The organism is Nocardioides sp. Iso805N, assembly GCF_000364605.1.
Classification (GTDB): domain Bacteria; phylum Actinomycetota; class Actinomycetes; order Propionibacteriales; family Nocardioidaceae; genus Nocardioides.
In genome coordinates this window covers 20,616-40,288 of sequence record NZ_KB822588.1, presented here as the reverse complement: position 1 = coordinate 40,288, position 19,673 = coordinate 20,616, and the positions used below count along the sequence as shown (strand labels likewise).

22 protein-coding genes and 1 tRNA gene are annotated in these 19,673 nt (G+C 68.3%); 14 read left to right on the top strand and 9 right to left on the bottom strand.

The window, feature by feature from the left end; translation table 11 throughout:
* Positions 1 to 61: 61 nt before the first annotated feature.
* From ppnP to cysD, 4 genes are all read right to left on the bottom strand, one after another.
* Positions 62 to 373: a pyrimidine/purine nucleoside phosphorylase gene (gene ppnP / locus H036_RS0119875; protein WP_017936566.1), complete on the bottom strand. Its 312-nt coding sequence runs from the start codon at positions 371 to 373 to the stop codon at positions 62 to 64.
* Between the two features lie 49 nt (positions 374 to 422).
* Positions 423 to 629 (bottom strand): hypothetical protein, encoded by a 207-nt coding sequence (locus tag H036_RS0119870; protein WP_017936565.1) that lies wholly within the window; start codon positions 627 to 629, stop codon positions 423 to 425.
* Positions 630 to 745: 116 nt separating this feature from the next.
* On the bottom strand, positions 746 to 2,077 hold the full coding sequence (locus H036_RS0119865; protein ID WP_017936564.1) for a GTP-binding protein: 1,332 nt from the start codon (positions 2,075 to 2,077) through the stop codon (positions 746 to 748).
* Positions 2,077 to 2,991, bottom strand: coding sequence for a sulfate adenylyltransferase subunit CysD (cysD, locus tag H036_RS0119860; protein ID WP_017936563.1), 915 nt, complete (start codon positions 2,989 to 2,991; stop codon positions 2,077 to 2,079). The genes H036_RS0119865 and cysD overlap by 1 nt, the downstream gene beginning before the upstream one ends.
* Positions 2,992 to 3,116: 125 nt before the next feature.
* Between cysD and H036_RS0119855 the strand changes: the two genes are divergently transcribed.
* From H036_RS0119855 to H036_RS0119845, 3 genes are all read left to right on the top strand, one after another.
* Positions 3,117 to 3,785: a hypothetical protein gene (locus tag H036_RS0119855; RefSeq protein ID WP_017936562.1), complete on the top strand. Its 669-nt coding sequence runs from the start codon at positions 3,117 to 3,119 to the stop codon at positions 3,783 to 3,785.
* A 22-nt stretch (positions 3,786 to 3,807) separates the two neighbouring features.
* On the top strand, positions 3,808 to 4,989 hold the full coding sequence (locus H036_RS0119850) for a nucleotide sugar dehydrogenase (protein ID WP_026146193.1): 1,182 nt from the start codon (positions 3,808 to 3,810) through the stop codon (positions 4,987 to 4,989).
* A 151-nt stretch (positions 4,990 to 5,140) separates the two neighbouring features.
* A complete protein-coding gene (locus H036_RS0119845; protein WP_017936560.1) occupies positions 5,141 to 5,353 on the top strand; it encodes a hypothetical protein in 213 nt (70 codons plus the stop codon).
* 33 nt (positions 5,354 to 5,386) lie between these two features.
* On the opposite strand, the gene rfbA is transcribed toward H036_RS0119845, so the two are convergent.
* Positions 5,387 to 6,277, bottom strand: coding sequence for a glucose-1-phosphate thymidylyltransferase RfbA (gene rfbA / locus H036_RS0119840; protein WP_017936559.1), 891 nt, complete (start codon positions 6,275 to 6,277; stop codon positions 5,387 to 5,389).
* 19 nt (positions 6,278 to 6,296) lie between these two features.
* On the opposite strand from rfbA, the gene rfbB reads away from it, so the two are divergent.
* Positions 6,297 to 7,310, top strand: a complete 1,014-nt coding sequence (gene rfbB / locus H036_RS0119835; protein ID WP_017936558.1) for a dTDP-glucose 4,6-dehydratase — start codon at positions 6,297 to 6,299, stop codon at positions 7,308 to 7,310.
* A 60-nt stretch (positions 7,311 to 7,370) separates the two neighbouring features.
* A complete protein-coding gene (locus H036_RS0119830; RefSeq protein ID WP_017936557.1) occupies positions 7,371 to 8,825 on the top strand; it encodes a sugar nucleotide-binding protein in 1,455 nt (484 codons plus the stop codon).
* Between the two features lie 89 nt (positions 8,826 to 8,914).
* Here the strand turns inward: H036_RS0119830 and H036_RS23865 are convergent, their stop codons facing one another.
* From H036_RS23865 to H036_RS0119810, 4 genes are all read right to left on the bottom strand, one after another.
* Positions 8,915 to 9,895: a hypothetical protein gene (locus H036_RS23865; RefSeq protein WP_051068736.1), complete on the bottom strand. Its 981-nt coding sequence runs from the start codon at positions 9,893 to 9,895 to the stop codon at positions 8,915 to 8,917.
* Between the two features lie 138 nt (positions 9,896 to 10,033).
* Positions 10,034 to 11,269: a methyltransferase domain-containing protein gene (locus H036_RS0119820; protein WP_017936555.1), complete on the bottom strand. Its 1,236-nt coding sequence runs from the start codon at positions 11,267 to 11,269 to the stop codon at positions 10,034 to 10,036.
* Positions 11,239 to 12,264: an adenosine deaminase gene (locus H036_RS0119815; RefSeq protein WP_036489442.1), complete on the bottom strand. Its 1,026-nt coding sequence runs from the start codon at positions 12,262 to 12,264 to the stop codon at positions 11,239 to 11,241. The genes H036_RS0119820 and H036_RS0119815 overlap by 31 nt, the downstream gene beginning before the upstream one ends.
* Positions 12,265 to 12,294: 30 nt before the next feature.
* Complete coding sequence (locus H036_RS0119810; protein ID WP_017936553.1) at positions 12,295 to 13,578, bottom strand: aminotransferase class I/II-fold pyridoxal phosphate-dependent enzyme; 1,284 nt, start codon at positions 13,576 to 13,578, stop codon at positions 12,295 to 12,297.
* Positions 13,579 to 13,765: 187 nt separating this feature from the next.
* Between H036_RS0119810 and H036_RS0119805 the strand changes: the two genes are divergently transcribed.
* From H036_RS0119805 to H036_RS0119765, 9 genes are all read left to right on the top strand, one after another.
* Positions 13,766 to 13,838 (top strand) — tRNA-Trp (locus H036_RS0119805).
* A gap of 35 nt (positions 13,839 to 13,873) precedes the next feature.
* A complete protein-coding gene (gene secE / locus H036_RS0119800; protein WP_157417683.1) occupies positions 13,874 to 14,119 on the top strand; it encodes a preprotein translocase subunit SecE in 246 nt (81 codons plus the stop codon).
* Between the two features lie 59 nt (positions 14,120 to 14,178).
* Positions 14,179 to 15,009, top strand: coding sequence for a transcription termination/antitermination protein NusG (nusG, locus tag H036_RS0119795; RefSeq protein WP_017936551.1), 831 nt, complete (start codon positions 14,179 to 14,181; stop codon positions 15,007 to 15,009).
* A gap of 127 nt (positions 15,010 to 15,136) precedes the next feature.
* A complete protein-coding gene (rplK, locus tag H036_RS0119790) occupies positions 15,137 to 15,568 on the top strand; it encodes a 50S ribosomal protein L11 (RefSeq protein ID WP_017936550.1) in 432 nt (143 codons plus the stop codon).
* Positions 15,569 to 15,632: 64 nt separating this feature from the next.
* Positions 15,633 to 16,346: a 50S ribosomal protein L1 gene (rplA, locus tag H036_RS0119785; RefSeq protein WP_017936549.1), complete on the top strand. Its 714-nt coding sequence runs from the start codon at positions 15,633 to 15,635 to the stop codon at positions 16,344 to 16,346.
* A gap of 311 nt (positions 16,347 to 16,657) precedes the next feature.
* Entirely contained in the window at positions 16,658 to 17,236 is a 579-nt protein-coding gene (rplJ, locus tag H036_RS0119780) for a 50S ribosomal protein L10 (protein WP_017936548.1), read from the top strand.
* Between the two features lie 72 nt (positions 17,237 to 17,308).
* Positions 17,309 to 17,701, top strand: a complete 393-nt coding sequence (gene rplL / locus H036_RS0119775) for a 50S ribosomal protein L7/L12 (RefSeq protein WP_017936547.1) — start codon at positions 17,309 to 17,311, stop codon at positions 17,699 to 17,701.
* 224 nt (positions 17,702 to 17,925) lie between these two features.
* Positions 17,926 to 18,885: an ABC transporter ATP-binding protein gene (locus H036_RS0119770; protein WP_017936546.1), complete on the top strand. Its 960-nt coding sequence runs from the start codon at positions 17,926 to 17,928 to the stop codon at positions 18,883 to 18,885.
* Positions 18,885 to 19,670 (top strand): MlaE family ABC transporter permease, encoded by a 786-nt coding sequence (locus H036_RS0119765; protein WP_017936545.1) that lies wholly within the window; start codon positions 18,885 to 18,887, stop codon positions 19,668 to 19,670. The genes H036_RS0119770 and H036_RS0119765 overlap by 1 nt, the downstream gene beginning before the upstream one ends.
* Positions 19,671 to 19,673 lie beyond the last annotated feature (3 nt).

The window sequence follows — 19,673 nt, the reverse complement described above, 5'->3', positions numbered from 1 at the left end:
GGCTCGTGAGGCTCCCGGGCCCAGCTTCGGCAGGACGGGCGCGTCACCGATTGCGGCTGCCTCAGCCGTAGTGGCAGACGTAGTCCAAGAGCTCGGTGACCTCGATGTCGAACGTGCTGTCACCGGGGACGGAGAAGGACTCGCCGGCGGCGTACTCCTGCCACTCGTCGGCGCCGGCGAGCCGGATCCGGCAGCGGCCCGCCTGGATCTCCATCGTCTCGGGGGCGGCGGTGCCGAAGGTGAGCGCTGCCGGGAAGATCACGCCGGCCGACTTGCGGGTGCCGTCGGCGAGGGTGAAGGAGTGGCTCACGCAGCGGCCGTCGAAGTAGACGTTCGCGGTGGTGGTGAGGGAGACGTTGTCGTAGGAAGTCACGCGCGCAGCGTAGTGAGCCTGCGCGACCCGGTGACTCCTTCCTCGGTGACTAGCCGCGGCGCCAGAGGCGTAGGCACATCGCGATCGCGACCAGCCAGCAGGCCAGCACGACCAGATCGTCGAGGTGGACGCCGTGGGTGGTCCGCCCGAATCGCAGGATGACGGGCCCGGAGATGCGTGAGTGACCCGCGACGCCGAAGACCAGCATGACGGTGGCCGCTGCCGCGGTGATGACGCTCAGGACACGGTGGGACACCCCTGCACCGTAACGGGGACGCTCTCCGCCCCTGACACGGCCGGGAGTTGCGAGGCGGGCCGGTCCGTCCTCCTCGGCCAGCGAGGGGTCGGACCGGCCCGTCTCGGCGGCTGACATCAGCCGTTGATCATCCCCGCGCCGACGGTCACGCCGGTCGCCTCGTCGATCAGGATGAACGAGCCGGTGGTGCGGTTCTTCGAGTACGAGTCGGCCAGCAGCGGCACCGTGGTGCGCAGCTGGACCCGCCCGATCTCGTTGAGGCCGAGCTCGCCCGAGGTCTGGTCGCGGTGCAGGGTGTTGACGTCCAAGCGGTACTGGATGTCCTTGACCAGGGCGCGTCCGGTCCGAGTGGTGTGCTTGATGGCCAGCTTCTGCCGCGGCTGCAGCGGCGTGGTGGTCATCCAGCAGACCATCGCGTCGATGTCCTGCGTCGGGGTGGGGGCGTTCTTCACCCTGGCGATCATGTCGCCGCGCGAGACGTCGACGTCGTCCTCGAGCCGGATCGTCACCGACATGGGCGGGAAGGCCTCGGTGACCTCCTCGTCGAAGACATCGATGCCGGCGATCTTCGAGGTCATGCCGCTGGGCAGCACGATGACCTCATCACCCTTCTTGAACACCCCACCGGCGATCTGGCCGGCATATCCGCGGTAGTCGTGGTGCTCGTCCGACTTCGGCCGGATGACGTACTGCACGGGGAAGCGCGCGTCGACCAGGTCGCGGTCGGAGGCGACGTGGACGTGCTCGAGGTGGTGCATCAGGGTCGGACCCGAGTACCACGGCATGTTCTGCGAGCGGTCCACCACGTTGTCCCCGGCCAGCGCCGAGATCGGGATGACCTCGAGGTCCGGCACGTTGAGCTTGGTGGCGAACTGGGTGAACTCGGACTGGATCTCGTCGTAGATCTCCTGCGACCAGTCCACCAGGTCCATCTTGTTGATGCACAGCACCAGGTGGGGGACCCGCAGCAGCGACAGCAGTACGGCGTGGCGCCGAGACTGCTCGGTGAGGCCGTGACGCGCATCCACCAGCACCAGACCGAGGTCGGCCGTCGATGCGCCGGTGACCATGTTGCGGGTGTACTGCACGTGGCCCGGGGTGTCGGCGATGATGAACTTGCGGTTGGGGGTCGCGAAGTAGCGGTAGGCGACATCGATGGTGATGCCCTGCTCGCGCTCGGAGCGCAGGCCGTCGGTCAGCAGCGACAGGTCGACGTAGCCGTGGCCCTTCTGCTCCGAGGTGCGCTCGACCGCCTCGAGCTGGTCGGCGAAGATCGACTTGGAGTCGAAGAGGAGCCGGCCGATGAGGGTCGACTTGCCGTCGTCGACCGACCCGGCGGTGGCGAAGCGGAGCAGGTCCATCCGACGCTTCTTCGCCTCGACAGGCTCGGCGTGCGTAACAGGCTCGGCGTGCGCGCCGTTGCTGGGCTGCGTGGTCTCGGTGGCCATCAGAAGTAGCCCTCCTTCTTCCGGTCTTCCATGGCCGCTTCGGAGAAGCGGTCGTCGCCTCGGGTCGCGCCACGCTCGGTGACGCGGGCGGCGGCGACCTCCTCGATGATCTCGTCCAGCGTTGATGCAGTGGACTCCACGCAACCGGTCAGCGTCATGTCGCCGACGGTGCGGAACCGCACGGTGCGCTCGGTGGCGGTCTCACCGGCTCGCAGCGGGTTGTACTCGGTCTCGGTCATCAGCATGCCGTCGCGCTCGAAGACGCGGCGCTGGTGGCTGAAGTAGATGCTCGGGATCTCGATCTGCTCGCGGCGGATGTAGTCCCAGATGTCGAGCTCGGTCCAGTTCGAGATCGGGAAGATCCGCATGTGCTCGCCCTCGTGCAGCCGGCCGTTGTAGAGGCTCCACACCTCGGGACGCTGGTTCTTCGGGTCCCACTGACCGAACTCGTCGCGGTGGGAGTAGACGCGCTCCTTGGCGCGGGCCTTCTCCTCGTCGCGCCGGCCGCCGCCGAACGCCGCGGTGAAGCCGTTCTCCTCGATGGCGTTGAGGAGGGTGCCGATCTGCAGCCGGTTGCGGCTGGTCTTGCCGTCGTCGACGACCACCCCGTTCTTGATGGCGTCCTCGACCCCTGCCACCAGCAGGCGTACGCCGAGGCGTTCGACCCAGTTGTCGCGGGTCGAGAGCACCTCGGGGAAGTCGTAGCCGGTGTCGACCTGCAACACCGGGAAGGGGATCTTGGCCGGGTAGAAGGCCTTCTCCGCCAGCCGCATCATCACGATGCTGTCCTTGCCGCCCGAGAACATCAGCACAGGCTTCTCGAACTCGGCGGCGACTTCGCGGAAGATGTGGATCGACTCCGCCTCCAGCTGGTCGAGCTGACTCAGCCGATAGTCGGTATGGGTGGACGTCATGGCGGGCACTCTAGCCGGGGGCTCGTAGGCGCAGACACTTCAGATGTCCGAAATTCACGCTCTCCTAGCGTTCATCTGTTGTGAACACACTGCTACCGTGAACGCTTGTGGTGACGGATCTCCCGGTGGAATCACTGGTCGAGGCAGCCCGCTCCTGGCTGCTGGAGTGGGGCATGGAGTGCTCGGTGCGCTACGAGCAGTCACCGCTCGTGCGTGCCGATGCCACCCTCGCGCTCCGGTGGGGTGGCGCCCGACAGCGCTTCGCGGTGCACGCACTACCGGCCGTGCGGCTCTCCTCGGTCCTGGCCGCCTCGGAGGCCGGCGCGCCCGTGCTGGTCGTGGCGCCGTGGATCTCGCCGAGGATCGGTGGCCAGCTCCGCGCGATCGGGGTCGCGTACGTCGACAGCGTCGGCAATGCCTCGGTGCGGTTCGGCACGGTGCTGATCGAGGTGTCGGGGCGCAAGCGGCCGAGCAAGCGCGCCGAGCCTGTCGAGGTGCCCCTCGACGAGCTCGGGGGCCATGAGCCACGCACGCCGAGCCTGTCGAGCCGCGAGCGCTCGGGGCGCCTGCTCACCCCGGCCAATCGCCGCGTGATCGCCGCGCTGCTCGCGGACCCGGCACTCGAGGCAGCGCCGCTGCGCGAGCTTGCCGAGGCCGCCGGCGTCTCTGTCGGCCAGGCCCACAAGAGTGTGACGCTGCTGGCCGGAGCCGGCTATCACCGAGGCCGGATGGACGCACGGCAGCGGGCCGCGCTCGCCGGCGTACTGGATGCCGTGGCTTCATTGGGTGAGTAATGCGATGCGTATGCTCCCTGCCATGAGGATCGCCGTGGTCGGAACGGGGTACGTCGGACTCTCGATGGCGGTGCTGCTGGCCCAGCACAACACGGTCCTCTGCTACGACATCGACCCTGCGCGGATCGCGCTGCTGGAGCAGGGCCGAAGCCCGATCGAGGACGTCGACATCAGTCGCTTCCTGAGCGAGCGCCGCCAGGGAGAGCGCTCACTCGACCTCACCTTCACCGTGGACCGTTCGACCGCCTACGAGCACGCCGACTACGTGGTGATCGCGACGCCGACCAACTACGACCCCGTCACCAACTACTTCGACACCTCCTCGGTCGAGGGCGTCATCGCCGACGTGATGGCGATCAACCCGACCGCGACGATGGTGGTCAAGTCGACCGTGCCGGTCGGCTACACCGCCGGGGTCTCCAAGCGGCTCGGCACCGACAACGTGATCTTCAGCCCGGAGTTCCTGCGCGAGGGCCAGGCGCTGCACGACAACCTGCACCCGTCCCGGATCGTGGTGGGGGAGCGGGGCGCGCGTGGCGGGCGGTTCGCGCAGCTGCTGGCGCAGGCGGCCGAGGACTCCGACGTACCGGTGCTTCTGACCGAGTCCACCGAGGCCGAGGCGATCAAGCTCTTCGCCAACACCTACCTGGCGATGCGGGTCGCCTACTTCAACGAGCTCGACACGTTCGCCGCACTGCACGGCCTGGACACCCGCCAGATCATCGAGGGCGTCGGGCTCGACCCCCGGATCGGCACCCACTACAACAACCCGTCCTTCGGGTATGGCGGCTACTGCCTGCCCAAGGACACCCTGCAGCTCCAGGCCAACTACCGCCGCGTGCCGCAGAATCTCATCTCCGCGATCGTCGCCTCCAACACCACCCGCAAGGACTTCGTCGCCGAAGACATCCTGGCCCGCGACCCGAAGGTCGTCGGCATCCACCGGCTCATCATGAAGGCGGGGTCCGACAACTTCCGAGAGTCGTCGGTGCAGGGTGTGATGAAGCGGCTCAAGGCCAAGGGCGTCGAGGTGCTGGTCTACGAGCCGGAGCTGCACGAGCCGACCTTCTTCGGGTCGGAGGTGCTGCACGACCTCGACGAGCTGAAGCGACGCTCGTGCCTCATCGTCGCCAACCGGCGTACGCCGGAGCTCGCCGACGTGGCCGAGAAGATCTACACCCGCGACCTCTTCGGCAGCAGCTGAGAACCTGTTTCAGCGCCCGTCGGCGCGGGTAGTGGTAAGGCGTGGTGGTCTGGACCGCCGCAGCGATGTCCTTGGGAAGTCCTCCGACCGGCCGATCGTGCTCACAACGCGACGTGGTCGCGGTCCGAAGGTGCACACGACTGGAGCAGTGATGACGACTGTGGTTGTCGCAGGGCTGATGGTGATGGTCGCGTGGTGCGCCGGCGCCCTCGTGCTGGCCGCCGGTGTCGGGCGGGCGCTCGCGCGCCGTGCCGAGACCGAGCCGGCCGCCGCGGCCGCAGGCATCCCGGACGGCAGCTGGCTGGTCCGCCCGGCGCAGTCGGTCGAGGACCTGCTGCCGGAGCGTCGCCCGACGGCCTACTGACGCCGCGGGGCGTCGCGACGTCGTCGCCGGCCTCTACTGGTGATCGAGAAGATCCAGCAGGTAGCGGCCGTACCCCGACTTCAGCAGCGGCTGCGCCAGTTCGGCCAGCTCGGCGTCGGAGAGCCAGCCCATCCGCCAGGCCACCTCCTCGGGGGCGCCGACCTTGGTGCCCTGGCGATGCTCGATGGCGCGGATGTAGTTGGCCGCCTCGTTGAGATCCTCCACCGTCCCGGTGTCGAGCCAGGCGGAGCCGCGCGGGAGGACCTCGACGTGCAGCGCGCCTGCCTCGAGGTAGATCCGGTTGAGGTCGGTGATCTCCAGCTCGCCACGTTCCGAGGGCTTCAGCGATCGGGCCAGCTCGACCACGGAGCTGTCGTAGAAGTAGAGACCCGGTACGGCGTAGGGGCTCCGCGGCTTCGCCGGCTTCTCCTCCAGCGAGAGTGCCTTGCGGTGCCCGTTCTCGTCGGGATCAGCGAACTCGACCACGCCGTACGCGGTGGGCTCGGCGACCCGGTAGCCGAAGACGGCCGCGCCCTCGAGGCTCTCGAAGCGGCGAAGCCGGGTACCGAGGCCGTCGCCGTAGAAGATGTTGTCGCCCAGCACCAGCGCGACCCGGTCCCCCTCGGCCAGGAAGCCTGCATCTGCTCCGATGGTGAACGCCTGCGCCAGCCCGTCGGGCGAGGGCTGCTGCTGGTAGCTGATCTCGACGCCGAACTGCGAGCCGTCACCAAGCAGCCGCTCGAACGCTTCGGCATCGTGCGGTGTGGTGATCACCAGGATCTCGCGGATGCCCGCCAGCATCAGGGTCGAGAGCGGGTAGTAGACCATCGGCTTGTCGTAGACAGGCATCAGCTGCTTGCTGACCGCGAGGGTGATCGGGTGCAGGCGCGAGCCGGTGCCACCGGCGAGGATGATGCCCTTCATGGGCCCTACGATAGGGGCCGTGAATCGCATCCTGGTCACCGGCGGCGCCGGATTCATCGGCTCGAACTTCGTGCACTACCTGGTCGAGAACACCGACTTCCAGGTCACCGTGCTCGACAAGATGACCTATGCGGCCAGCGCCGAAGCGCTCGCGGAGCTGCCCTCCGATCGGGTCTCGCTGGTGGTCGGTGACATCGCCGACGCCGCCGTCGTAGACCCACTCGTGGGCTCGCACGACGCCGTGGTCCACTACGCCGCCGAGTCGCACAACGACAACTCGCTCAACGACCCGAGCCCGTTCGTGCAGACCAACATCGTCGGCACGTTCACCCTGCTCGAGGCGGTGCGCAAGCACGGCGTCCGCTACCACCACATCTCCACCGACGAGGTCTACGGCGATCTCCCGCTGGTCGAGCCCGGCGTGGACGACCCGGAGCGGTTCACCGAGGCGACGCCCTACAACCCCTCGAGCCCCTACTCCTCGACCAAGGCAGGCTCCGACCTGCTGGTGCGGGCATGGGTGCGCTCCTTCGGTGTGCAGGCCACGATCTCCAACTGCTCGAACAACTACGGTCCCTGGCAGCACATCGAGAAGTTCATCCCGCGGCAGATCACCAACCTCATCGACGGCGTGCGGCCGAAGCTGTACGGCGCCGGCCTCAACGTCCGCGACTGGATCCACGCCGACGACCACTCCTCCGCCGTACTGACGATCCTGGAGAAGGGCGCCATCGGTGAGACTTACCTGATCGGGGCGGACGGCGAGATGAACAACCTCGACACCGTGAAGCTGATCCTGCGGCTGATGGGGCACGACGAGAACGACTTCGACCACGTCACCGACCGCGCCGGCCACGACCTGCGCTACGCGATCGACTCGACCAAGCTGCGCACCGAGCTCGGGTGGGAGCCGAAGTTCCGCGACTTCGAGTCCGGGATGGCCGACACCATCCAGTGGTATCGCGACAACGAGGCCTGGTGGCGGCCGAAGAAGGCAGCGATCGAGGCGTCGTACGCCGCGAAGGGCCAGTGACCAGCACGCTCATCGGTCGTGTCGAGTCGCCTCGACAAGCCCGGCGTACGAAGGAGACCCATGTCTGACCTGACGGTGACCGAGACCCCGATCCCGGGGCTGCTGGTCGTCCGCCTTCCCCTGCACGGCGACAGCCGCGGCTGGTTCAAGGAGAACTGGCAGCGCGCGAAGATGACCGCTTTGGGTCTGCCCGACTTCGGGCCGGTGCAGAACAACATGTCGTTCAACGCGGCGCGCGGTGCCACGCGCGGCATCCACACCGAACCCTGGGACAAGTTCGTCTCGGTGGCCACCGGGCGCGTCTTCGCCGCGTGGGTCGACATGCGCGAGGGCGCGTCGTTCGGGGCGACCTACTCGGTGGAGATCGGGCCCGACGTGGCGGTCTTCGTGCCACGCGGCGTCGGCAACTCCTACCAGGCGCTCGAGGACGGCACCGTCTACTCCTACCTGGTCAACGACCACTGGCGCCCCGGCTTCGCCTACCCGGCGCTCAACCTCGCCGACCCGACCGCCGCGATCCCGTGGCCGATCCCGCTCACCTCGGACGAGGTGGAGATCTCCGAGAAGGATCTGGCCAACCCCGTGCTCGAAGACGTCACGCCGATGCCGCCGAAGAAGACACTCATCCTCGGCGCCCGCGGCCAGCTCGGTCGCGCGCTTGCGGCGGCCTTCCCCGACGCCGAGCGGGTGGACCTCGACGGGCTCGACATCTCCTCGGCGACCGCGGTGGAGGCCTGGCCGTGGCACGAGTACGGCGTCGTCCTCAACGCGGCGGCCTACACCGCCGTCGACCTGGCCGAGACGGCCGAGGGGCGTGTCACCTCGTGGTCCGCCAACGCGGTGGCACCGGCACTGCTGGCACGGGCTGCGACCGAGCACCGGCTGACCCTGGTGCACGTGTCGTCCGACTACGTCTTCGACGGGGCCCCTCGACAGGCTCGGGGAACAGACGCCGAGCACACGGACGCCGAGCCTGTCGAGGCGGCGCTCGAGCACACCGAGGACGAGGCGTTCGCGCCGCTCGGTGTCTACGGCCAGTCGAAGGCCGCCGGCGACATCGCCGTCGCGACCACGCCACGGCACTATCTCGTCCGCACCTCGTGGGTGATCGGCGATGGCAACAACTTCGTCCGCACCATGGCCCGGCTGGCCGCGGACGGCGTCTCGCCGAAGGTGGTCTCCGACCAGATCGGCCGGCTGACCTTCACCGCCACGCTGGCCGACGCGATCGCGCACCTGGTGCGCACAGGTGCGCCGTACGGCACCTACAACGTCTCCAACGCCGGCGAGCCGCTGTCCTGGCAGCAGATCGCGGCCGAGGTCTTCGCACTGTCGGGCCGCCCGCGCGAGGACGTCGCAGCGACGACGACCCAGGAGTACTTCGCAGGTGCTGTAGCGGCCGGCAAGCCGATCAGCCCGCGCCCCCTCAACTCGGCGCTGTCACTGGCGAGGATCCGGTCGGTCGGGTTCGAGCCGGAGGACCAGCTGGAGATGTTGAAGGAGTATCTGGCCTGAGTGGCCTGCCATTTCCGTGCCAAGGCGCGGAAATCGCAGGACATCAGCGCCGTGGCCGTGCCGTTTCCGCGCCACCGTGGGGTCGGACTTCAGCCTGTCGGGTTGAGGTAGTCGCCCCGAACCGGGAAGTGCTGCCGCCAGGCGTCGGCAAGTCGCTGCGGAACGCCGGGCTGGCGACGATCGAGCAGCAGCCGGTGCACCTTGGCCAACGTCTGGTCGGGTGAGCGGTAGATCCCTCTGGCTGTGACCACGCGCAGCGTCCAGGCGTCGTCGTCGGCTTCCTCACGCCGCTCGATGTCTGACTCCCATTGCTCCTCGCGCTCGACGTGGTGGCGCCCGTCGTACTCGACGATGAGGCGCGCGTGACGCCACACCAGGTCGTAGCGCCGCCGGTTGCCACCGACCGTCATGTCCGGGTTGACCTCAGGCTCGGGCAGCCCGGCGAGCGCGAAGAGCAACCGCAGCCGGGTCTCCATCGGGGAATCCACCCGGTCGCGCACGAAGGCCGCGGCAGCTCGCGCCTGCCCCGCTCCGGCCCCCGACGCGTCCGAGCAGTGCTCCCGCAGGTCGGCGAGCGTCACGAGTCTCCTGCGGACCAGATGATCTCCGACGACCACCAAGTCGATCAGCGTCAGCATCGAAGCAAGCTCGATGAAGAGCTGCTGCGGAGCCGAGACTCGGGTCCCGCTCACGCGGACGATCAGTGCGTCGCTCGTCTGGTGGCAGCTGACATCGGATCGGCTACGGCGTTCCCGACGTTCGAGGACGGTGACGTGCTCGCCGGGAATGGCCGGGATCGGTACGCCGAGCACACGGGCGGCTGTGGTGTGGCTGGCCCATGCCTTGGGGCCGAACGGGACGAGAGCCGCACGGGCAGCCAGGAGTGGCGAATCCGGGACACCGGCGTGGACGTACACGCCATGCAGAAGCTGCCTGAAGGCGCGAGTGCGCAGCTGCTTGCCCAGGCCCGCGCGCAATGCGGCAGCACGGCTGAAGGGTCGACCGGTGTCGAGCGGCTCGGTGGGCTCCGTGCATTCGGTCGGCTCGTCCTCAACGTCGCGTGCGCTCATGCGTGCCAACATGCGCGAATCGCGCCGACCGCGTCGCTCGTCATCCACAGGCGCAAGTTCCGCGCCATGGTGCGGAAATGGCGCGTCTGGCCGGTGGCCGCCTGCGACTTTCACGCCATGGCGTGAAAGTCGCAGCGCTCAGCGGGACAGCAGAACCAACACCTCGTGGTGCCCGGTGTGCGGGAACATGTCCAGCAACTGCGCGGAGACCGGACGTAGCGAGGGCATCGCGGCCAGGTCGCGGGCGAGCGAGTCGACGTTGCACGACGAGTAGACGACGTGCTGAACGCCCGACTCCTCCAGCCAGCCCGCCAGCGTCGCCCCGACGCCGCGCCGGGGCGGGTTGACCACGACGAGATCCGGCAGCGAGCGGATCTGCCGCATCGGGTCCGACGCGACCACCCACTGCGTCGCGTCGTCGGCGATCCAGGTCGTGTCGGCGGCCCCGGTCGTTGAGCCCGCGCCGTCGGTGGTTGAGCCCGCGCCGTCGTTGGTTGAGCGTGTCGAAACCAGCTCAGCGGCCGAGATCCTCGCCGAGGCGATCGCCTGCTCGCTGACCTCCACGCCCACAACAGCCCGGCCCGGCCCGGCGAGGTGCAGCCCGAAGCCACCGACGCCGCAGTAGAGGTCCCACACCGTCGTCGCCTGATCACCCAGCGCCGCATCGACGAGCGCTGTAGCCGAGCGGTAGAGCGCCGCGGCCACCTCGGTGTTGGTCTGGAAGAACGACTGCGGCCGCAGGTGCAGGTCGATGTCGTTGACCCGCATCCGCAGCGTCTCGCCGTACAGCGGGATCTCCTCGGGGCCCTCGAGGATCGCCTTGTGCTCGGGCTGGAGGTTCACCGAGGCGACCGCGACGGGAAGCTCGTCGAGCAGAGTCGGCAGCCGCGAGCGCAGCCGCGCGAGCGCCTCGGTCGAACGCAGCACGAACCGCACCATCAACTCACCGTCGGGCGACTCCGTCACGATCAGGTGCTTGAGCTCCCCGGTCCGCTGAGGGACGGAGTACGGCGTGAGGCGGGCGGCCGTGATGAAGCGCGCCAGCGCCGGCAGAGCCCGTTCCAGACCCAGGTGATGCAGCCCGCAGCCCTGCAGGTCGACGCCGAGCCCGTCCGCGTCGAGGATGCCGAGGGTGGGGTCCCCGACCGTGCCGGCGACGACCATCTTCGCCTTGTTGCGGAACCGCGACTCTGCTGATGCGATCGGCTCGGCCCACGTCAGTCCCGGCGCGACCGCGGCGAGTGCCGTGGCCACCCGTTGCTGCTTGCGCGTGAGCTGGTCGGCGTAGGGCGTCTCGAGGAACGTGCAGGAGCGACACACGCCGGCCTCGAAGTAGCCACACCTCATCTCGCGGGCACCGGCTCCGCCAGCCACGAGTCGATGTCGGCGATGATCGAGGCCTGCACCGACGACGGAGCGTTCGAGGCCCGGACCGACATCCGGGCCAGCTCGGCCAGGGTGGCGTCGGTGAGGTCGTGCGCGGCGCGCATGGCGGCGTACTGACCCAGGAGGCGCGACCCGAACAGCAGCGGGTCGTCGGCGCCGAGCGCGATCGTCGCCCCGCCGTCGAGCAGCGTCGGCAGCGGCACCTCGGCCAGTGAGGAGTAGACACCGAGCGCGACGTTCGAGGTCGGGCAGACCTCAAGGGCGATGCCGGCCTCGGCGACCCGTTCGAGCACCTCGGGCGACTCTGCGGAGCGCACGCCGTGGCCGAGGCGATCCGGGTGCAGCGCATCGAGACAGACGGCGATGTGGTCGGGCCCGCGCAGCTCACCGCCGTGCGGCACCAGCCGCAGCCCGGCCCGCTCGGCGATCGCGAACGCCGGGGCGAAGTCGAGGGTGGACCCACGTCGCTCGTCGTTGGAGAGACCGAAGCCGACCACGCCGCGGCCGGCGTACTGCCCCGCCAGTCTCGCCAGCGTGCGGGCGTCCAGCGGATGCCGGGTGCGGTTGGCGGCGATCACGACCGCGATCCCCAGCCCGGTCGAGCGCGACGCCGACGCGACCGCGTCGAGGACGAGGTCGGTGAAGGCGGTGATCCCGCCGAAGCGGGCGGCGTACCCGGAGGGATCCACCTGGATCTCCAGCCACCGCCCGCCCTCGGCGACGTCGTCCTCCGCGGCCTCGCGGACCAGCCGGTAGACATCGTCCGGTGTGCGCAGCACCGAGCGCGCCACGTCGTAGAGACGCTGGAAGCGGAACCAGCCCTTCTCGTCGGCCGCCGAGAGCTGCGGCGGCCACTGAGCGACAAGCTGCTCGGGCAGCCTGATTCCATCACGCGCGGCAAGCTCGAGCAGGGTCGAGTGGCGCATCGACCCGGTGAAGTGCAGGTGCAGGTGCGCCTTGGGCAACTCCCTCAGATCACGCATGGCCTGCCGGTCGAGCATGTCGGGACCCGGTCATGCACTCAGCTTCTCGGCGGCGGCCAGCAGCACGCAGACGGCCACGGCCTCCATCGCACCGGTCACGTCTGCCAGCGGCGGGAAGCTCGGCGCGAGCCGGATGTTGGTGTCCTGCGGATCGTAGCGGCCCGGAAAGGCCGAACCGGCTGGGGTCAGCGCGACGCCCGCCTGTCCTGCCAGCTCGATGACGCGAGCGGCAGTGCCCGGGAGAACGTCGAGCGACACGAAGTAGCCGCCGCGCGGACGCGTCCACTGCGCCACGCCGTACCCCTCGAGGCGCTCGGTGAGGATCCGGTCCACCTCGGCGAATTTCGGCGCCAGCAGCTCGCGGTGCTTGTCCATGTGGTCGCGCACGCCCTGAGCGGACTTGAAGAACTCCAGGTGTCGCAGCTGGTTGACCTTGTCCGGGCCGATCGAGCCGTGACCGAGCTGCTGGGTGAACCAGGCGACGGTTTCCACCGAGCCGCCGACGAAGGCGACACCGGCGCCGGCGTAGGTGATCTTCGAGGTGGACGCGAACAGCACCGGACGGTGCGGGTTCCCGGCCACGGCGGCCAACGAGACGATGTCGGCGCTCTTGGTCTCCGCGGCGGTCAGGTGGTGGAGCGCGTAGGCGTTGTCCCAGAAGATCTTGAAGTCGGGGGCCGCAGTCGGCATCGACGCAAGCCGCTCGGCGACCTCCTGGCTGGTGACCTGGCCGGTCGGGTTGGCATAGGTCGGGACCAGCCACATGCCCTTGATGGTGGGGTCGTCCTTGACCAGCGCGGCCACGGCCTCCACGTCGGGACCGACATCGGTCATCGGCACGGTGACGGCCTCGATGCCGAACCACTCCAGCAGGACGAAGTGGCGGTCGTAGCCGGGCACCGGGCAGACGAACTTGACCTTCTCCTCCTTGCCCCACGGCTTCGGCGAGTCGACGCCGCCGTGCAGCCACAAGTAGGTGAGCACGTCCTTCATCAGGGTCAGGCTCGACGTGCCCTGCGCGGAGACCTGCGGCAGGTCGAGACGCAACAGCTCCGCGAACATCGCACGGAGCTCGGTCAGGCCGAGCAGGTTGCCGTAGTTGCGGGTGTCGCTGCCGTCGGGAGCGTATGCCGAGGTCGGCAGCGCGAGCAGGCCGTCGGACAGGTCGAGCTGCTCGCTCGACGGCTTGCCGCGTGTCAGGTCGAGGCTGAGCCCGGCGGCGACGAGGGCGTCGTGTGCGCCCTTCAAGTCGGCCGTGAAGGCAGTGAGCTCGTCGGCGGGGAGACTGGTGAGGGGGCGGCGCTGCTCGGTCACGGCACCATCGTCGCACGACGGTACGACTTCTTTTCCACCGCCGGCCCCGGCCGAACATCGGCCGTGGCTCCCGGTGTCGGTTATGCGGCATGACCACCTACCCCCTATGCTTGCGGTCACGGCGTTCCTGTCACATTGCTTTGGCATGCCCTCAGGGCGGGCTTCGGTACGGTTGGGGAAACGGCGTAGGGCACTAGCTCAATTGGCAGAGCATCGGCCTCCAAAGCCGAGGGTTGGGGGTTCAAGTCCCTCGTGCCCTGCAAGACGGTCGGAAGAGATGAGAGGTGACACGGACGTGTCGGAACCCAAGGCGGTCCCCACTCCGCGCGAGCGCAAGCATGAGCGCACGTCACCCGCGCTCTTCTACCGGCAGGTCGTGGCCGAGCTTCGCAAGGTGGTCTGGCCGACGCAGCAGCAGCTGTCGACGTACTTCGTCGTGGTGCTGGTTTTCGTCCTCGTGATGATGGCGATCACCTCGCTCCTCGACCTGGGCTTCGGCCGGCTGTTCTTCGCGATCTTCGGCGGTCGGGACAACTCGTGACCGTCGGCCCCTGGTCGCAGTCAAACTGAAGCAGAACCCCCCGAACTTTGGAGCAGCGCGTGTCTGAGCAGGCCCCCACGAACGAGGCGGCGACCGACGAGACGGCGATCGAGGAGATCGAGCCGTCCCTCGACGCGACCGCTGACGAGGCGGACGCCGACGTCGAGGTTGCCGCGGACGCCGACGTCGACGGCGACGACGAGGCTGGCGAGGTCGACCAGGCCGACGAGGCCGGCGAGGCCGAGCCGGATGAGAACGACCCGCTCGAGGCCTTCCGCCGCGAGCTGTGGAGCAAGCCCGGCGACTGGTTCGTCGTGCACACCTACTCCGGCATGGAGAACCGGGTGAAGTCCAACCTGGAGCAGCGCAAGGTCGCGCTCAACATGGAGGACTACATCCACGAGATCGTCGTGCCGACCGAGGAGGTCGCCGAGATCAAGAACGGTCAGCGCAAGATGGTCAAGCGCACCGTTCTCCCGGGCTACGTGCTGGTCCGGATGGACCTCACCGACGAGTCCTGGTCGGCCGTCCGCCACACCCCGTCGGTGACCGGCTTCGTCGGTCACAGCCACCAGCCGGTGCCGCTGTCGATGGCCGAGGTCGAGAACATGCTCGCCCCCGCCGTCGTCGCCGCAGCCGAGGCCGAGGCTGCCGCCGCGGGTCAGCAGGGCGCCACGTCCGCCTCCGGCGGCGGTGCCGCGAAGAAGCCGATCGAGGTGGCTGACTTCTCCGAGGGTGACTCGGTCATGGTCGTCGACGGCCCGTTCGCCACCCTGCACGCGACGATCACCGAGATCAACGCGGAGTCGCAGCGCGTCAAGGCCCTCGTCGAGATCTTCGGCCGCGAGACCCCGGTCGAGCTGAGCTTCAACCAGATCCAGAAGGTCTGATTGATTTGGACCAGTGTCGCCGCAACGGCGACACTGGTTCTCTGCTGTCCGGACCCAGGTCGCGGACGGTGCAGTGGCAGAGGCCGCGAGGCCCTCGTCATGACCACGGATGAGAAAGAGATAGAGCATGCCTCCGAAGAAGAAGATCGCCGCACTGGTCAAGGTGCAGCTCCAGGCCGGCCAGGCCACCCCGGCTCCGCCGGTCGGTACGGCCCTCGGTCCGCACGGCGTCAACATCATGGACTTCTGCAAGGCTTACAACGCCCAGACCGAGTCCATGCGTGGCAACGTGATCCCCGTCGAGATCACGATCTACGAAGACCGCAGCTTCACGTTCATCACCAAGACCCCGCCGGCCGCTGAGCTGATCAAGAAGGCCGCGGGTCTGGCCAAGGGTTCGAGCGTTCCGCACACGGACAAGGTCGGCAAGCTGACCAAGGACCAGGTGCGCGACATCGCCACCACCAAGCTGCCTGACCTCAACGCCAACGACATCGACGCCGCCATGAAGATCGTGGAGGGCACTGCCCGCTCCATGGGCGTCACCGTCGAGGCCTGACCCATCGTGGGAGAGCCGCGCTGGCTCGCTAACCACATCTCCTCTTAAGAATCGAAGGAAAATCATGCAGCGCAGCAAGACCTACCGCGCGGCCGCGGACACGTTCGACAAGAACGAGCTCCACGCCCCGCTCGCGGCGATCAAGATCGCCAAGACCTCCTCGAAGAAGAAGTTCGACGAGACCCTCGACGTCGTCATGCGACTGGGCGTCGACCCGCGCAAGGCCGACCAGATGGTCCGCGGCACCGTGAACCTGCCGCACGGCACCGGCAAGACCGCTCGCGTCCTCGTGTTCGCGAACGCCGAGAAGGCCGAGGCCGCCCGTGAGGCCGGCGCCGACTTCGTCGGTGGCGACGAGCTCATCGAGAAGGTCGCCGGCGGCTGGCTCGACTTCGACGCCGTCGTGGCGACCCCGGACATGATGGGCAAGGTCGGTCGTCTCGGCCGCGTCCTCGGCCCGCGCTCGCTGATGCCGAACCCGAAGACCGGCACGGTGACCCCGGACGTCGCGAAGGCTGTCACGGACATCAAGGGCGGCAAGATCGAGTTCCGCGTGGACCGCCACGCCAACCTGCACTTCATCATCGGCAAGGCGTCGTTCTCCGAGCTGCAGCTCGCCGAGAACTACGCCGCTGCCCTTGAGGAGGTGCTGCGTCTCAAGCCGGCCAGCTCGAAGGGCCGCTACATCAAGAAGGTCACCGTCTCCACGACCATGGGCCCCGGCGTCCAGGTTGACCCCAACCGCACCCGCAACGTCGCGGGCGAGGACGAGGCCTGAGCTTCGCTCTGAGCAGGTTCGAAGGGCGGTCACCCACGCGGGTGGCCGCCCTTCGGCGTACCGGGCCGTCGATTTGGCGTACGTCGCCGCGCCGCCCATACTTGATCACGAACCAGAGACCGCCGGTTGTCAGCGAGCAACAGCTCAACGACCGAAGGTGCCGCGACAGTGTTGATCACTGAGGCGGACGGCCAGCGCAGGTGACCAGAGCAGGACGCAAGTCCATATCGCCCTGAGCATCTGTGCTCGGGGCGTTCGTCATTTCACGGGGCCAGGCGCCGTCGGACTCGATCCACGGAAGAAGGAGACCCATGGCGCGGGCAGACAGGCAGGCCGCCGTTGCCGAGATCGCTGACGAGTTCAGCGCCTCGAACGGCGCCGTGCTGACCGAGTACCGCGGTCTCACCGTGAAGGAGCTGAAGGACCTCCGTCGCTCCCTCGGTGCGAACGCCAACTACGCCGTGGTCAAGAACACGCTGACCAAGATCGCCGCCAAGCAGAGCGGCATCGAGGGTTTCGACGACCTCCTGAACGGCCCCACCGCCGTCGCCTTCATCAAGGGTGACGTCGTCGAGGCCGCCAAGGGTCTGCGTGACTTTGCCAAGGCGAACCCCAACCTTGTCATCAAGGGCGGGATCTACGAGGGCAAGCTGCTCGACGCGAAGGAGGTCGCCAAGCTGGCCGACCTCGAGTCGCGCGAGGTGCTGCTTGCCAAGCTTGCCGGCGCCATGCAGGCGTCGATGGCGCAGGCGCTCTACGTCTTCAACGCCCTCCCCTCGAAGGCCGTGCAGCTTGCTGCCGCTCTTCAGGAGAAGGCCGCGAACGACCCCTCGATCCTCGCAGGTGGTGCGGCCCCGGCCGACGCCGCCGAGGAGACCACCGAGGCCTGAGGCCTCGGTACACACCACCTGTAACCCGGTGACCGGCACACGCCGGCTGCCACATTGAAAGGAATGCCAATCATGGCGAAGCTTTCCACCGCCGAGCTGCTCGACGCGTTCAAGGAGCTCACCCTCATCGAGCTCTCCGAGTTCGTGAAGGAGTTCGAGGAGACCTTCGGCGTCACCGCCGCTGCCCCGGTCGCCGTTGCCGCTGCCCCGGCCGCCGGTGGCGCTGGCGCCGGTGCCGACGAGGCTGCCGCGCAGGACGAGTTCGACGTCATCCTCGAGGCCGCTGGTGACAAGAAGATCAACGTCATCAAGGAGGTGCGCGCTCTGACCAACCTTGGTCTCAAGGAGGCCAAGGACCTCGTCGAGGGCGCCCCGAAGCCGGTCCTGGAGAAGGTCAACAAGGAGACGGCCGACAAGGCCAAGGAGACCCTCGAGGGCGCTGGCGCGACCGTCACCCTCAAGTGATCCGTGCGGCCTCGGCCGCATGGCTCCTGCCGACTCTCGAGTCAGCATCCGTCCGCAGGGCGGTCACCCGACATGGGTGGCCGCCCTGCGGCGCATTTTGCGCGCGCAACGCCGGTCCATACGCGTGACGTCCGTCCCACCCAGGCCGTAACTTCGCTCACGCCCAGGCGTTGTTACTGGCGAGTCTGGGTAATGCCGGGCCGGGAGAGGGAGGCGCACGTCACATGGGTGTGGACATCAAGATCGAGGGCTTGACGAAGAGCTTCGGCAAGCAGCTCATCTGGGGCGACGTCAGTCTCACGGTCCCGGCGGGCGAGATCTGCGTGATGCTCGGTCCGTCCGGCACGGGCAAGTCGGTGCTGCTCAAGACCCTCATCGGGCTGCTCAAGCCCGACCGCGGCTCGGTCGTGATCGAGGGCGTCGACATCTGCTCGTGCGCTGAGAAGGACCTCTACGAGATCCGCAAGCTGTTCGGCGTGCTGTTCCAGGACGGCGCGATGTTCGGCTCGATGAACCTGTACGACAACGTCGCCTTCCCGCTGCGCGAGCACACCAAGAAGTCCGAGGCGGACATCCGCAAGGTCGTCATGGAGAAGATGGACCTGGTCGGTCTCATCGGCGCCGAGGACAAGCTGCCCGGCGAGATCTCCGGCGGGATGCGCAAGCGCGCCGGCCTGGCCCGCGCACTGGTCCTGGACCCGGAGATCGTGCTCTTCGACGAGCCCGACTCCGGCCTCGACCCCGTCCGTACGGCGTTCCTCAACCAGCTGATCGTCGACCTCAACGCCCAGATCGACGCCACCTTCCTCATCGTCACCCACGACATCAACACGGCGCGGACCGTGCCGGACAACATCGGGCTGCTCTACCACAAGCACCTGGCCATGTTCGGGCCCCGCGAGATGCTGCTCTCCTCCGAGGAGCCGGTGGTGCGCCAGTTCCTCAACGCCCAGCGCGTCGGCCCGATCGGCATGTCCGAGGAGAAGGACGCCGACCAGCTCGCAGCGGAGAAGGACATGGACCTGCCGCCGCTGCCTCCGATCGCGCTCCAGCTCGATCCCTCCAACGGGATTCCGCGCCGGAGCCAGCGGCCGCCGGGGGAGTGGTGCCGCGAGAACGGCGTGACGCCACCGCCGGGATCCTTCCTGCAGGACTCGGTCCTGGCCGGGGGTGCCGGGGCCTGATGTCCTCCGTATCCGCCGCCAAGGTACTGGCGCCGGTCGGTACCGCGGGGAAGCTGTTCGCCTTCGGGCTGGACGTCTGCCGAGGGATCTTCAGGCGCCCGTTCCAGCTTCGCGAGTTCATCCAGCAGGCCTGGTTCATCGCGTCGGTCACGATCGTCCCCACCGCGCTGGTCGCCATCCCCTTCGGCGCTGTCATCGCGCTGCAGGTCGGTGGCCTGATCACGCAGTTCGGCGCGCAGTCCTTCACCGGCTCCGCCTCCGTGCTGGCAGTAGTGCGGGAGGCCGGTCCTATCGCCACCGCGCTGCTCGTCGCCGGAGCCGGCGGCTCCGCGATCGCGGCCGACCTCGGCGCGCGCAAGATCCGCGAGGAGCTCGACGCGATGATGGTGCTGGGCATCGACCCGATCCAACGCCTCGTCGTACCGCGCGTGCTGGCGTGCATGCTCGTCTCGGTCTTCCTCAACGGCCTGGTCAGCGTCGTAGGGGTAGCCGGTGGCTACGTCTTCAACGTGATCCTGCAGCACGGCACCCCCGGCGCCTACCTGGCCAGCTTCACCGCGCTCGCGCAGATGTCGGACGTCTGGCAGGGCCTGATCAAGGCGCTGATCTTCGGCCTGATCGCAGCGATCGTGGCGTCCTACAAAGGCATGAACGCGGGCGGCGGCCCGAAGGGCGTCGGCGACGCGGTCAACGAGTCCGTGGTGATCACCTTCATGTTGCTGTTCATCGTCAACTTCGTGATGACGGCGATCTACTTCCAGCTCGTCCCGGCGAAGACAGGCTGATCG